The 14487-nt window shown below is 42.9% G+C and carries 15 protein-coding genes; 7 read left to right on the forward strand and 8 right to left on the reverse strand.

From position 1 onward, the window contains the following. Positions 1–2: 2 nt before the first annotated feature. The 3 genes from IYN84_RS07525 to tyrS form a co-directional block, all read right to left on the reverse strand. Positions 3–296, reverse strand: a complete 294-nt coding sequence (locus IYN84_RS07525) for a hypothetical protein (RefSeq protein WP_196138596.1) — start codon at positions 294–296, stop codon at positions 3–5. Between the two features lie 68 nt (positions 297–364). After that, the gene (locus IYN84_RS07530) at positions 365–1204 is read right to left on the reverse strand and encodes an SAM-dependent methyltransferase (RefSeq protein ID WP_196138597.1); all 840 of its coding nucleotides are present in this window, start codon (positions 1202–1204) and stop codon (positions 365–367) included. Positions 1205–1603: 399 nt separating this feature from the next. After that, positions 1604–2908 carry a tyrosine--tRNA ligase gene (tyrS, locus tag IYN84_RS07535; protein WP_196138598.1) on the reverse strand — a complete coding sequence of 435 codons (1305 nt, stop codon included), beginning with the start codon at positions 2906–2908 and terminating at the stop codon, positions 1604–1606. A gap of 277 nt (positions 2909–3185) precedes the next feature. On the opposite strand from tyrS, the gene IYN84_RS07540 reads away from it, so the two are divergent. Genes IYN84_RS07540 through IYN84_RS07550 form a run of 3 tightly spaced genes read left to right on the forward strand, consistent with a single transcriptional unit; the run spans position 3186 to position 6158 of the window. Then, positions 3186–4583 (forward strand): OapA family protein, encoded by a 1398-nt coding sequence (locus IYN84_RS07540; RefSeq protein WP_196138599.1) that lies wholly within the window; start codon positions 3186–3188, stop codon positions 4581–4583. Between the two features lie 26 nt (positions 4584–4609). Continuing rightward, positions 4610–5824: an anhydro-N-acetylmuramic acid kinase gene (locus IYN84_RS07545; RefSeq protein WP_196138600.1), complete on the forward strand. Its 1215-nt coding sequence runs from the start codon at positions 4610–4612 to the stop codon at positions 5822–5824. A 13-nt stretch (positions 5825–5837) separates the two neighbouring features. Then, positions 5838–6158 carry a TfoX/Sxy family DNA transformation protein gene (locus IYN84_RS07550; protein WP_196138601.1) on the forward strand — a complete coding sequence of 107 codons (321 nt, stop codon included), beginning with the start codon at positions 5838–5840 and terminating at the stop codon, positions 6156–6158. Here the strand turns inward: IYN84_RS07550 and IYN84_RS07555 are convergent. The 4 genes from IYN84_RS07555 to IYN84_RS07570 all read right to left on the reverse strand — a co-directional run bounded on the left by IYN84_RS07555 (position 6146) and on the right by IYN84_RS07570 (position 8693). Then, positions 6146–6991 carry an RluA family pseudouridine synthase gene (locus tag IYN84_RS07555; protein WP_196138602.1) on the reverse strand — a complete coding sequence of 282 codons (846 nt, stop codon included), beginning with the start codon at positions 6989–6991 and terminating at the stop codon, positions 6146–6148. The genes IYN84_RS07550 and IYN84_RS07555 overlap by 13 nt on opposite strands. A gap of 12 nt (positions 6992–7003) precedes the next feature. Continuing rightward, entirely contained in the window at positions 7004–7357 is a 354-nt protein-coding gene (erpA, locus tag IYN84_RS07560) for an iron-sulfur cluster insertion protein ErpA (protein ID WP_196138603.1), read from the reverse strand. Between the two features lie 139 nt (positions 7358–7496). Further along, on the reverse strand, positions 7497–7976 hold the full coding sequence (locus IYN84_RS07565) for a polymer-forming cytoskeletal protein (RefSeq protein ID WP_196138604.1): 480 nt from the start codon (positions 7974–7976) through the stop codon (positions 7497–7499). A 12-nt stretch (positions 7977–7988) separates the two neighbouring features. Next, on the reverse strand, positions 7989–8693 hold the full coding sequence (locus tag IYN84_RS07570; RefSeq protein ID WP_196138605.1) for a DUF6776 family protein: 705 nt from the start codon (positions 8691–8693) through the stop codon (positions 7989–7991). A gap of 296 nt (positions 8694–8989) precedes the next feature. Between IYN84_RS07570 and IYN84_RS07575 the strand changes: the two genes are divergently transcribed. Both IYN84_RS07575 and IYN84_RS07580 read left to right on the forward strand, forming a co-directional pair. Beyond that, positions 8990–10774 carry a chloride channel protein gene (locus tag IYN84_RS07575; protein WP_196138606.1) on the forward strand — a complete coding sequence of 595 codons (1785 nt, stop codon included), beginning with the start codon at positions 8990–8992 and terminating at the stop codon, positions 10772–10774. A 33-nt stretch (positions 10775–10807) separates the two neighbouring features. Next, on the forward strand, positions 10808–11236 hold the full coding sequence (locus IYN84_RS07580; protein WP_196138607.1) for a CopD family protein: 429 nt from the start codon (positions 10808–10810) through the stop codon (positions 11234–11236). A gap of 33 nt (positions 11237–11269) precedes the next feature. On the opposite strand, the gene IYN84_RS07585 is transcribed toward IYN84_RS07580, so the two are convergent. After that, entirely contained in the window at positions 11270–12601 is a 1332-nt protein-coding gene (locus IYN84_RS07585; protein WP_196138608.1) for a hypothetical protein, read from the reverse strand. Positions 12602–12755: 154 nt separating this feature from the next. On the opposite strand from IYN84_RS07585, the gene msrA reads away from it, so the two are divergent. Together msrA and IYN84_RS07595 are read left to right on the forward strand one after the other, a co-directional pair. Further along, the gene (gene msrA, locus IYN84_RS07590; RefSeq protein WP_196138609.1) at positions 12756–13274 is read left to right on the forward strand and encodes a peptide-methionine (S)-S-oxide reductase MsrA; all 519 of its coding nucleotides are present in this window, start codon (positions 12756–12758) and stop codon (positions 13272–13274) included. 163 nt (positions 13275–13437) lie between these two features. Further along, on the forward strand, positions 13438–14460 hold the full coding sequence (locus IYN84_RS07595) for an aspartate carbamoyltransferase (RefSeq protein ID WP_196138610.1): 1023 nt from the start codon (positions 13438–13440) through the stop codon (positions 14458–14460). Positions 14461–14487: the final 27 nt, after the last annotated feature.

Below are 14487 nucleotides of genomic sequence, written 5' to 3' on the forward strand. Positions count from 1 at the left end.
GTTTAACTTCCTAATCCAAAGTAACTGACATTGTTATCGGTATTGTTCGAGTTTGGAACACTTGCACTACGCACATTTTCCCACTGTGACGATTCATCGACCAGACTGTCACCAATTCTGGACAATAGTTTGTCCTGAGACAATGAAGCAACGTCATCAATATCCGAAATACCAGCGTGGCGCAGCATTGCTTTTCTGTTAACTTCAATTTCTTTCTGGCTCTGACCATTATTAAATGCTGCTAGTTTTTCAGCATCCTGACTAAGGCTTAAATAAAATTGAGTGAGTTTATCCATTAGCTTCCTCTCTGTTTTGTTGGTTAGATTTTACTACTTAAATAGAAAAAAGACGCTTCCCTTTTCATTTAACTTTTAGCCAGCTTCCAGGCGGATAGATCTGACTCCTCCAGCTTCAACCACTCTAGCCGCTCTTTAGCAAATTTCATTGGTTGTTCGGCTGGAATATATAAAGTACTTATCGTATTTAATTCTATCGTTTCCAATTCATTCAAGGTTACCCAATCTTCACGATGCTCAAAACCAGGTAGCATTGGAGCTTCATAGACACAGACTTTGTGTTGCTCTGAATAGTAGTTACGCAGCAATCGAATAAGAGCTGAGATTCCATGTTTTCCAGGCTTTCTCTCTTTGAGAGTGTGCTCTGCAGTCAGCCCTACTTGCCATAAAATCAAAGCTGAAGATGGATCCACAGGACGCTCGGTTAATAGAAACTGAGTCGCTTCAAATGATTGGCAGCCGACCGTTGCGGGATCCTGGTTGAGATCAGCAAAAAGGCAGGCATCTGCAGATATTCCTGGCAGCATTTTTGCTGGCTTACCGAGCGTTTTTAATTTTTCTATTGCTAAGTGCGGAGACAAAGCGAATATTCCCGGGTGACCGTAAAACACACAACAAACATCATATCCTTCCAGTACCAGCTCAACCATTTTTTCAGCCATCATATGATAGGTCTGAAGTCGGTTGACATCTCCCTCATAAAGCAAACCGAGATTCTCAGCGCAAGGGTTGAGTCCGCGAATATGTTGAATTGACAATGGGTTGGGGGCGACCACCAAAACCTTATCGGCTTTAGAGATATAGCTCTCTGACTCTGAGGTCATATGGCCCGGATGCAAACCGCAGCCGACAACGGTTAATCGACCAGATTCCATGTTTGACTTCAGTTCTTCCTGATTATTTTTCACCCTGATGAGCCTCTTATTTGAATATTCTTATTGAACATCTAGTTTATTTTGTAGCAAGACAAGGTCGGATTCTAATAAAAGATATTGGAAAGCATTCTTGAGCAAACCAACTTTTTCGACGACTGTTCTATTTATAGACCAATGACTGAAGCAGGTCAATGACAAAGAGAAAGATAATCCTTGTATAACAAGATGTTATCTAAGATGAGTAGCATTGTCAGGGGATAGAAGCTAAAACTGAAAATTTCAAACAACTAAAAACATTTCAGCTTGAGAACTTATAATTTGAATGCAGAACTGCCACATTATTGATTTTAGCTTTTCAACTGAAAGAAAGGTTGACCTGTCACTAATAGAAAAGGGCGCTAAAGCCGCCCTTCTCTATCAGATGAAGTATAATTAAGCCAATGTGATGAGATGGTTTTTCTTTTTACCTAACTTAACCAGAAAGAACTTTCCGTATAAAGACTTTTCTTTTGCGAAGATATCAGCGCAATTCATATTATCCTGGGCGCCTTTCGCATCCCCATTTACCCACACAGAATTTTTGCCAAGAGCATCCTTAACTTCTCTGCCAGCCTTCACCATTCCACACTCAGCAAGTAATGTAGTCAAAGGCTTTTCCGAAAAATCGGCAGGCAGTTCACTGGAAGGGAGTCCGTCAAGCGCTAGCTGCTCAAGATCCTGTTCACTCAAATCAGCCAGAGTGCCCTCAAACATGGCCTCGGTAATTCTTTGTGCAGCTGCCAGACCGTCATCACCATGAACTAGCTTTGTCACCTCTCTGGCGAGGATCCCCTGAGCGGCAGGTCGACCTTCTGCTTCTCTGTCTGCTTGTTCAATTGCGATGATCTCTTCCTGACTTAAGAAAGTGAAGTAGCGCAAAAATTTATATACATCAGCATCGGCAGTATTTAACCAAAACTGGTAGAACGCATACTGGCTGGTTTTCTTTGCATCCAGCCAAATAGTTCCTGATTCGGTTTTCCCAAATTTGGTACCATCTGCTTTTGTTACCAGCGGCAAAGTAAGGCCAAAAACCTGATTGCGATTCATTCGTCGAGTTAAATCGATCCCTCCGGTAATATTGCCCCACTGATCACTGCCGCCAATCTGGACAGTACAGCCTAGTCTTTTATTGAGTTCTGCAAAATCATATGACTGCAGTATCATATAGGTGAACTCAGTAAATGAGATCCCTGCGCCTTCTCTATCGATTCGCTGTTTTACTGACTCTTTCTGAATCATCTGGTTCACGGAGAAGTGCTTACCTACATCACGCAAGAATGACAACACATCAACCCCTTGTGTCCAGTCGAGGTTGTTGGCGACGACCGCCGAGTTTTCTCCGCAGTCAAAGTCAATAAACTGACTGACCTGCTTTTTCAAACTCTCTACCCAGCTCTCAACAACATCTGCAGAATTCAGCTGCCTTTCTGCCGCCTTAAATGAAGGATCGCCAATTAATCCTGTCGCCCCACCAACCAGCGCAATAGGCTTATGTCCGTGCTGTTGAAAACGTTTAAGTGCTAAAAGCGGTACGAGACTGCCAATATGAAGACTATCTGCGGTTGGGTCAAAACCACAATAGACCACCTTCATCCCCTCTTTCAGATGAGTATGAAGTTCTTCTTCAGCTGTCATTTGTGAAACCAGGCCACGACTGTTTAAGTCATCAAGTAAGTCTTTGTTTTGTTCTGTCATAGTTAACCCAAAATATTACGAGCGCCAGAAAAGCTTCGTATATAAATTAAATTCTTTAAAAATCAATAGTTTTTAATTCGTCTTTAAAGTGAATTTTACGTTTTTTCCGAAGTCATATATCATTGTCGACGAAACTGCAGTCTTGTGTTTAAATTTGACACCTGAAACTCACACAGATCCTGCCTCAAAACAGGAGAGCTTCATGGGTAAACACATAAGTTGAGGGTTTAATTCACTTTTACTGCGCGCATTTTATACGGAACTCGCACAAAGTTGTATGATTAAACACGATTACAAGCCACAAAATAGCCAGAAATTATCTTCTAGTCATACTCAGAGGCACCTGCCTGAGTGGATGACTCATCCCTTTCTCATTGTCGGCAGCGCCTTGAGTGTCTTGCTAATAGGCTACCTGCTACTGCCGAAAACAGAGAATGCCGAACCCGAAATAGCAATAGAAACATTAAACGAGATTGCCGCCGAAGAGAAGCGATACAGCGATCCGGTTGAAATCGAATTAAATCTGGAGCCCATGGAAGCCCCTCCAGAAACGGTACCTATGGTAAACCTTGTCAACTGGAAAAGTGAATCGGTAAAAAAAGGTGACACCCTTTCAAATATTTTCAAGCGTATTGGCCTATCCCCGCAGCAGACCTATAAAGTTGCTAACCTTGACGAAAATACCAAGGTTTTAACTCGCCTCAAGCCTGGAGAAATTATCAATTACCAGATTGATGAAAATAATGAACTGGAAGCTTTGAAATATGCAATGAACATTCAAAAGACCCTGTACATTGAAAAGGCCGATGGCGAGCTCACCAGTAGAATTGAAAATAAAACCATCCAATACACAACCGCCTACGCCCAAGGTGTCATAAAAGATTCTCTGTTTGCCGCCGGAAAAGATGCCGGTTTGAGTGATACTCAGATAATGCAGCTTGCTAATATATTTGGCTGGGAAATTGATTTTATTCTCGATATTCGTGAAGGTGATGCCTTTTCGTTCTTTTACGAAGAAAAATACCTCGACGGTGAAAAAATAGGGAATGGCGACATTCTGGCTGCGGAATTTATTAATCAGGGTAAGTCTTACATGGCGGTTCGGTATACCGACTCCAAAGGAAATAGTAGTTACTACACGCCTGATGGCTACAGCATGCGCAAAGCATTTTTACGAGCCCCATTGAATTTCGCCTATATCAGTTCTAATTTCAAACCCAAGCGCTTTCATCCAATCCTCAAGCGTTGGAAAGCTCACAAGGGAATTGATTACCGGGCAAAAACGGGCACGCCAATCAGAGCTGCGGGTGATGGTAGAGTTATTGCGTCAAGCTATAATAAATACAACGGGAAGTATGTTTTTATTCAACATGGTCAGGGAATTGTAACCAAGTACCTGCATATGTCACGAAGGGCCGTTAGCAAGAATAAGCGAGTCAAACAAGGACAGGTAATCGGCTATGTTGGCATGACAGGGCTTGCCGAAGCCCCGCACCTGCACTATGAGTTTGTCGTCAATGGTGTTCATCGTAACCCTCGCACAGTTGATTTGCCGCAAGCAAAACCAATTGCCAAATCCGAAAGAGAGCGCTTTGTAGCAACCACCAGAGAAATTATCGATCAATTACAATCTCGAAGCATTGTCTCATTACCAGACAAAGAAATAGCACCCTGATTGCAAGATAACCTGAGCCCCAATATATGACTCACAACGAAACGGAACTCTATATCGGCCTGATGTGTGGCACCAGCATTGACGGTGTCGATGTCGCATTGGTCGACTTTGCTGACGGTCAGAGCAAACTGATAGCTCACTACCTTCACCCTGTTTCAAAGGAAGTCAGAGACTCTCTGATCGAACTATGCGATGTAAAACAGACGATCGCCGAAAACATCTACGCAAATGCCCTGAACACTGTCTCAGGCCACCCTGTTCCCGAAAAAATTGCTGAAGTGGTTGAAAACCGAATAGAGCTGCTGGGCAGAATGGATCGCCAGATGGGCTATGTTTTTGCAGAAGCAGTTAATAGCTTTTTAGCCGCTCAATCTCTGTCTCCTTCGCAAATTAAAGCGATTGGTAGTCACGGACAAACAATTCGTCATCGACCGGAGCGAGAAACTGCTTTTAGCATACAAATTGGCGATCCTAATGTTATTGCCCACCAAACAGGTATTAAAACGGTATCAGACTTCAGGCGCATGGATCTGGCTGCAGGCGGTCAGGGAGCACCTCTGGCCCCCGCGTTTCATAATGCAGTGATGCGAAGTAAAAGAGAAAACCGAATTATCTTAAATCTCGGTGGCATAGCAAACATAACTCTGTTACCGAAAGATCCGAGTGCAAATGTTCTCGGTTTCGATACTGGTACAGCCAATACATTAATGGATGCCCACTTTAAACGCTTCCACCCAAAATCCGATGAGCTTTTTGATCGCGATAGCCAGTTTGCCCGCTCCGGGCGTGTGAATGAACAACTGCTAAAAGTACTGCTTTCTGATCCTTATTTCAAAAAAGCACCACCCAAAAGTACAGGCAGAGAGCACTTTTCCATAACCTGGCTGCAACGACAGATTGATAGCTGTGATTTTCCAATATCAGCAGAGGATATCCAGGCAACATTGCTTGAATTTTCAGCTGTAACAATTGCTGACGCAGTTAAAAACCTTGAACTCGACAACTTTGAAGTCTACGCCAGCGGCGGCGGCATGAATAATCCCTATCTGCTAGAAGCCATTGGAAAACATCTTGGAAAAAAAGTTTTCCAGACTAATGATATTGGCGTCGATGGTGATTATCTGGAAGCTATGACCTTTGCCTGGCTGGCTTATCGTAGAGTTGAACAACTACCAGGCAATTTGCCTTCAGTAACCGGTGCACAAAGCACTAGAATTTTGGGCGGAATCTACCTTCCATAAGGTAAGAAATACTATGTCCTGTTTAAAAATCGACGAAACAACACCGGTTGCCAAACTTAAGAATCTTGGTGCCAAAAGTGCGCTCCCTTTGGAACGCATCGGTATTACAACTTATGCTGATTTGAAATCAGCCGGCGCACTCCAGGCTTTTCTCAAACTGGAAAAGCTAGAAAACTTTAAACCCAGCCTAAACTTCCTGTATGCCATGTTGGGAGCATTGGAGAATGAACACTGGGCAAAATATCGCGAGCAAAAAGGCGAGCTATTAATTGAGCTGGAGACAATGCGTGAGTACGAAACCTTGTTCTATCCACCTCACATTCAACCCGAATAGCACTTCAAATCACCGCTAACGGGACAGGGAAAACTCAAATAAAGGCATCTCAAACGCAAGTTTGAATTGAGTTCAACGATATCCTTCCCGACATCCACTTTTTCTCCATAAAGTCGATCTCCCACAATTGGAAAGTTGGCATCGGCCAGGTGTTTTCGAATTTGATGCTTTCTTCCTGTTGCCAGATTGATTTTGAGAGTACTGCAATTTGAAGTCGGGTCAAAGTGGTTTTCCAGTATTTCCGTCAACGCAACTTTACCGTCAATATCTGCTTCCAGACGCAAAATAGAATCAGGAAAGTGACCATGGACAATAGCCTGGTAGCGTTTTTCTACCTTTCGGTCTTCAAATAGGCGTGCTAGCTTTTGAGTTACTTTCTTTTTGTGTGCAACCACAATGAGACCGCTGGTAGCCCTGTCAAGACGATGCACCAGATAGGCCTGACGTTCACCCAGTTGATATTTCTCGCACCCAAACATTTCTATCCAGCGACAAATACTGGAGTGATCTCCCCATTTAGTCCCTTGAGAATACATCCCGCATGGTTTATCCCAAATAGAGTAGTCACCCTCATCAGCCACAAGCCTGGCGTCCGGAGTTTGCGCCGAAAGTATTTCAGAATCATAATACAGATGAAGTAAATCACCTTCAATTAACGGCATTTTCGCTCGCCTGGAGCGCTTTATTTTACCGCCACGCTCTAGCCACACAGCTCCAAACTTTAATGCTTTTTTTAACTCTGCCACAGACAAAGATGATACCGACTGCTTTAAACAGTCAATTGTGCTACTACCGCTTTGTTGGCACTGAATATGGCGTTCGAGACGAGTCAAAGAGAAATAATGCTAGATGGAAAAGGAAGAGCCACAGCCACAGGTTGTCGTCGCGTTAGGGTTATCAACGACAAAACGAGAGCCTTCGAGATCTTCTCGATAGTCTACGCGGGAGCCGACAAGGTATTGAAAACTAAGCGCATCGACAACCAGGGAAACACCGTCGCGCTCGATAATCATATCATCTTCTGCCTGAGACTCATCAAAGCTAAAGCCGTATTGAAAACCGGAGCAACCGCCACCAGTGACATAGACACGCAGCTTAAGTGCCGGATTTTCTTCTTCCGTAATAAGTTCCAGAGCCTTTTTGCTCGCAGCTTCGGTAAAAATTATAGGAGAGACTTTTGCCACACCGGAATCAGACATAGTTAACTCGGATTACGCTTTCAATATTTGGAGTGGATTATTCACTAAGACCTTTTTAACTGCAATAAAAAAGGGTCAGCAATAGAATTCTACTATTGACCCTTTATTCTATTCAATCAAGATTATACAACACTGCTCACTAGGAAGCTTTTTTATCTTCCTTTACTTTTTCATCGGCCTTTTCAGAAGTGTCCTGCTTACCTTCTAGAGAGTGAGGCTTATTATGGTGTCCCAGCAATTTAGGCTTCTCTTCTTTATGCACCATCTGACCATTCACTTCGGCCCCCATGGCCATCTCAATTAACTTATAATATACATTACCTTCAATCCGAGCATCAGACATCAACTCGACGTGCTCCAGAGCATGTACATCACCTTTTACACGACCAAAAATCATAATATGAGGAACATTAATTTCTCCCTCAACAAAGCCATTCTGACCAATTGTCAAAAGAGAATTCTCGAACTCATCGGCAGTAATATCACCTTTTACGTAACCATCTACATAAAGTACGCCGGTGAAGTTTACGTTGCCGTTAATTTTGGTTTCTTTACTAATTAACGTATCAGCGGCACCAGCCTTAGCTCTTGGCGACTGCTTTTTTTTGCGACCCAACATGGATTATGTCTCCTAAATTTTCCACGCAAATTGTTTTTCTGCGCTTTGATTCTTACCTAAGCCTCTAGTTCTGGCTTTAATTAGCACTTGCTCAGCAATAAAACCTTCCGGAAGAGCTATCTCGCCTTCCATATTTTGAAAGTAACGAAATTGAAACTCAAAATCCTTCGCTTGAAAAGCACCAAGTTCACGAAACGGGTACTCTTTAGGCGCCCCTTTTTCTTGTCCTTTGACGACCAGAGAAACACCTCCTTTAAGGTATTGCTCTTGCTTTCCAGCTTGAGTAAGCACTAACTTAAATTGAGCATTTCTGCTACTCTGACCTGGAGTCAAAGCAAATTCAGCTATTGTTAGTCCTTGCTGGTCTTTTTCTGGCGCCATTATTTTTCGGTAAAACTTAAGTTCCTCTTCCAAATCCTTTTGCGTTTCCTGCAACTGTTTGACAGTTTCCATCAACTGTTGTGTCGATTGCAGATCAACCTGTGCGGATTGTGTTTGCATCACCAGCGCCTGGTTCGCTTCCTGATATGCCAGCTGGTACTCTTCTACCTTTTGCTCTAACCATGCGGTCTTTTCGAGCATTTCCTGCCGCTCTTTGATTGCCAAAAACCGTCCAAAATAGAAGCTGCCGAATATCAATAGCGCAGCAAAAATGAAAACACCCAAATACCAGGCGAACGATTTTCTCTCACGAATTACTAATTCTGGCCCTACCATAGATTTTTAATGATTGTTTTATTGGAGCGCTAGTGTAACCCGAATAACGCAAGATGCCCACCTAATTCACAAAAACAGACACATTTACCGCAAAATTAGAGCAAAGCATTTGTCTTTTTTATCAATAGGTTATATTCTAATCTTAAAGTCGTTTAGTTCCTCTATTAGATGCGTTCTTTAGTTTGTTAGAGGCAATGATGGATACCCGGCTACAAATTTTGCAGGTACCCAACCAGATTTTAAAATACCCTTATAGGGAATAGCATAAAACAACCAAATCTAAAACATAGTTTTCAATGTCAATTTTTGAATCAATACGCCTAAGACTGGGAAGCCTTGATGCGCTCCCTATACTTGCAGTGATGGGACTGATTTCAGGTCTGATTGCTGGTGGTGTTATTGTTCTATTTCGGCTGTTTATTGAAAGCGGAGTTGTGCTCTGGCATGCCGGTGGAGAAGGCGTCAACGACTTTGAGAATTTCCCCTGGTGGCTTAGATTGTCGCTCCCATTGGTTGGTGGTTTTCTAGTCGGTTTTGTATTGCACAAAGTGGGCAAAAACTATCGCCAGGTTGGAATCGGTCACGTACTTGAAAGAATGAGTTTTCATCAGGGCTACCTTCCCTGGAGAAATGCTGTTGTCCAGTTCCTCGTCGGGGGGATGACCCTGGCCTCTGGGCAATCTGTTGGTCGTGAGGGCCCGGGAATTCATCTGGGTTCTGCAGCAGGTAGCTGGCTGGGCCAGCGAATGAAACTCCCCAATAACAGTATTCGGGTTCTCGTTGGTTGTGGTGCTGCTGCTGCAATTTCTGCCAGCTTCAATACGCCACTGGCGGGAGTCATTTTTGCGATGGAGATCGTGATGATGGAATATGCGGTGACCAGCTTTATTCCATTGATTCTTTCTTCTGTTAGCGCGGCAATCCTGTCCCGCATAGTATTTGGCAACAACGTTGCTTTTACTGTGCCTTCACTGGAATTAGTCTCATTATGGGAAGTCCCCTATTTTGTGTTGCTTGGTCTTATTATTGGTAGCATTGCCAGTTTATTTATCCGAGCAACAAGACAGGTATCTATTATTTCTCGCGAGTGGTCCGCCTGGCTCAAGTGCGGTACGGCGGGAACTGTTGTAGGCATCATAGCGCTCGCCGCGCCTCAGGTGATGGGAATTGGCTATGACACCGTTAACGCGGCACTTCATGGAAATTTGGCTTTACAAGTTCTTGCTATTGCCTTTGTCGGTAAACTGCTGGCAACCATTGTCTGTTCCGGAATGTCCCTTCCTGGTGGAGTGATCGGTCCGTCCATGTTTATCGGTGCAATGATTGGTGGCGTTGTAGGATCCATCGGCTCATTGATTCTACCTGACTATGCTTCTGAATATGCTTTTTATTCCATGATCGGTATGGCGGCAATGATGAGTGCTGTATTGCAGGCTCCCTTAGCGGCTTTGATGGCGTTGCTCGAGCTTACAAACAATCCCAATATCCTGTTACCAGGAATGATATGCCTGGTTATCGCCAATCTGGTAGTCTCTCAACTTTTTAAACTCCCCTCGATATTCCAGTCGCAAATGCAGGTTCGAGGTCTGGAAATGAAAATTAATCCGTTGTCTCAGTTTCTTCGTAGTGTCGGCGTTGCGGGATTAATGGAGCGAAAAATTGCAGTACATAGCCGAACAATCAAGTTTGAGCAAGCAGAAGAAATTCTGGAAAATACTCCACGCTGGATTCTTATCAAAGAAGAAGATGTTCCCATGTCGTTGATGGCGGCAAACGATTTAGCTAGATACGTTTTACAGAAAAAAGAATTAGAAAAAGAGGCTCAGGCCAAAGCAGAGGAACTGGGTGGAGAACTTCCTGAGTTTGAAAAAAGGGATGTCGACCTGCTACAAATACCGGCAGATAGACAAAACATCGCATCAGTTTACCTGCAGGGCAATTTGGAAGAGGCTTTAGATACCATGGATAGAGAGTCTGTCGATGCCGTCTATATATTCAGGACAACCGCGCCTTTGACAGATAAAATTTACGGCGTATTAACACGCGAAGCAATTGAGTCTCATTACAGTTACAAAAAATAGTCCTCAAAAAATTTCGAGATATGAGAGAAACCTATGTACGAATGGTATAGCTGGATTAAAGCTTTTCACATTATTTTCTTTACCAGCTGGTTTGCAGGCCTCTTTTACTTGCCACGAATCTATGTAAACCTGGCAATGGTAGACAACCAGCAAACCTATTCACACTTACTGATCATGGCCACAAAGCTTTATCGATTTGTCACCCCATTCATGTTTATTACCGCCGGACTTGGTATATGGTTGCTCTATATAAATCCGGGCTTACTCAAGGTCGGCTGGATGCACGTCAAATTAACGCTTATCCTGCTACTCATTGGCTACCACTTTGTGTGTGGCTACTATCTCAAAAAATTTAGCGAAAATCGGTCAACCAAGGGGCATGTTTACTATCGCTTTTTCAATGAGTTTCCCGTTCTTATCTTGCTTGCAGTCGTCATTCTAGCGATCGTCAAACCTTTTTAAGGTAGCTCAATTCAATGAGAAGGTGCCTGTAAATCAGGCGTCTTCCTCTACGACGATGTTCGCTTCAAATCTCTTAATTGATGAACGCACTAGCGGCAAAACTACCTTACCGTCTTCCGAGTGAACTTCAACCCAAAGGTAACGACTGGAAGTCTTGGTTAAGCGCCCTTCATAGACGGTTCCGTCGTTCCGAGTCACTTTAACCTGATACTCGACGTATTGACTTGCCTTGGTTAAAGGAACCTGATGATACTCTCTTTTTAATATTATCGACTTATATCTTTGCTCTTCAGCTTCCGCTTTGCGCTTTTCCTCTAGCACTACCGCTGCAAGTTTGTTGAAGTTTTCCAGATTCCAGTTATTTAGAAAATTGCCAAGTGGTTTATTATTAATTGAAACCCTTAAACCACCCAGTTCGGTCAACTCTTCAAAAGTATAAAAAGGCATACTCTCTATATCGAATGTTGGCTGTGGTTGCATAAACCAGTAAAACTCTGAGTTCGGTTTGACGGCTTCTGGATATAAAGACTTAAAGGTATCCGAAGCTTCAATGCCGACTGAAGCGAGAGCTTCTACAACCTTATCGGTATGTTTCTGATAGTATTCTTCCTGAGTAACACCTTCTTTACCAGCACAATATGTTGCTTTGTTTTCATGATATCCAAGATCGGTAACTCTCAGTTCAAATAGTGAAGGCTTGGGAGCCGCAGGCAATTTATTCATACTCACCATAGTCGCCTGATTCTGGAAAGCTTCAATAAAGGTCAGCACACCGACAATATTCATCTGATAATCAAGCTTGAACATATCTTCAAACTCGGTGACCCCGTTAAAAACGATACTACCGCTGTACTGGTCGAGCATATAGTAGAGCTCAGTATTGAGCGAGAAATAGTGATATCCCATTTTTTCCAGCGTACCAATCGATATATGATTAATATCGCCGCAGTAAGCCGACTCAAGTAAATCCCAGCTAGTTAATTTTTTATGTGTTTTATATGCACTTATCATCTCATTGTTAAAAGGTAACAATAGCCCTTTTATTTTGATATATGCAGACTCAGGAAGCTCATTACTCTCGACGTTATTTTGAAACAATATCAGATCCATAATATTGCCCACTGAAAAGCGGATTTCGCCAATTTCAACATTATATTTGGCCATTTCAACGTATGCGGTAATTGAGTTAATACGAACTTCGCCTGTATAGCTTAAACTGACAGACTCATACTGAAGATCAACAAATGGCTGCAACCGTTTGGCAAAATTCTTCAGATCGTTATCCAGTTTCCACTGTGCGCCCAAAGCGGCCAGAACAGAAAGAACGATAACAACGAGTAAAAAACGAATTAAGAATCTAATCATGGACTTATTTCTTTTGTTTGAGCAGTCACAACATCCCTGCACTATAGATTGTTGATTATCCTACCTTTTTACAGCCCAAAATACAAAATGGCCTTCACAGTTTAAGCTTAGATAAGATAGACTCTATTCAATAATATTAATCTATAATTTAGTCATGAATACAGAATCTCACAACATCATTTTGGGCGGAGGCTGTTTTTGGTGTATTGAAGCAGGCTTTCAAAGACTTTTCGGCATCGAAAAGGTTGTATCTGGCTATGCTGGAGGGGAAGCTTCTACAGCAAATTATAAAGATGTTTGCTCAGGTGTAACCGGACATGCCGAAGTTGTACAAATTTTCTGGGATCCCGCCAAAATTGAGCTTGACTCCATTCTTGAGCATTTCTTTAAGTTACACGACCCGACCACAAAAGATCGCCAGGGAAATGATGTCGGCCCTCAATATCGTTCTTACATAGGCTATCAGGATGACAGGCAGCTAGAGATAAGCAAAGAGGTTATTGCCAGAACGCAAAGCAAATTCAATCAGCCAATAACCACAGAACTAGCTCAATCACCCAGCTTTTATCCTGCAGAAATTGAACACCAGGATTACTACAATCGCAACAGCAACCAACCATACTGTCAGCTAGTTATCAGACCCAAGCTGGATAAACTGAACTCTTCAAGCTAAAAGTTCAATTACCGGCCTTCAAAATCGAAGGAGTCCGAGGAAAGACCTATCTATTATTAAAGAGATTTCATGACACAAACGCCTATTTGATACGGAATCACAATAGCGTCCTTACAGTAAAAGCATTAGAATAACGCATCTGATTTTCCCTGAGGTAGCCCAAGTGAAGCTAAAAGGCCAACACCTTCTCTCTGTTAAAGATATAAATCTCGATCTAATCAATGAACTTTTCGACGTAGCAGATAAAATGCGCCCTTATGCGCAGCGTCAGAAAGTCACTCGAGTGCTGGAAGGAGCCCTGCTGGGCAACATGTTTTTCGAACCTAGTACACGAACCAGGGTAAGCTTTGGCTGCGCCTTTAACCTGTTAGGTGGTGAAGTCAGAGAAACAACTGGACTATCAAACTCTGCTTTAGCAAAAGGAGAATCTTTATTTGATACTGCGCAAGTGTTATCTGGTTACAGCGACATCATTGCAATGCGGCACCCTGATGCAGGCTCTGTGGCCGAGTTTTCTCAAGGAAGTCGAGTTCCGGTAATTAATGGTGGAGACGGTCCGAATGAACATCCTACCCAAGCTTTACTGGACTTGTTTACAGTCCATAAAGAACTGGCCCGATTGAATAAAGATATTTCCGATCTAAGTCTGACTTTGCTTGGAGATCTTAAACACGGGCGAACAGTCCATTCACTTTGTCAATTGCTTGGACTCTATAAGGGCTTAAAAATCCAGCTTATTTCTCCTCAAGCTCTGGAAATGCCAAGCAAGTATGTCGATATTCTGACTAATGCCGGTCACGAAGTAGTCATTGGCCATAAGCTGGAAGAAGGTTTACCCCAAGCCAATATTATCTATCAAACTCGAATTCAGGAAGAACGATTTGCTTCACAGGAAGAGGCAAACCGATATCGTGGATACTTCCGTTTGAATAAGCAGGTATATTCTGATCATTGCCAACCTGGGGCCGTTATTATGCATCCTCTGCCGAGAGATTCACGCAACGAAGCCAACGAACTGGATAACGATCTTAATGCAGAGCCTGGTCTGGCTATTTTCCGCCAGACAGACAACGGGATTCTGGTCAGAATGGCTTTATTTGCCTGCATTCTGGGTGTCGAAGATCAAGTCGCCCGGTATGAGCGTCCAGTAAACTGGTACGCAGGATTAAGTAACGAACCTAAATAATATTGGCAAGAAGAACTCAAACTAATT

This window comes from Aliikangiella sp. G2MR2-5 (genome assembly GCF_015687155.1).
Lineage (GTDB): Bacteria > Pseudomonadota > Gammaproteobacteria > Enterobacterales > Kangiellaceae > Aliikangiella.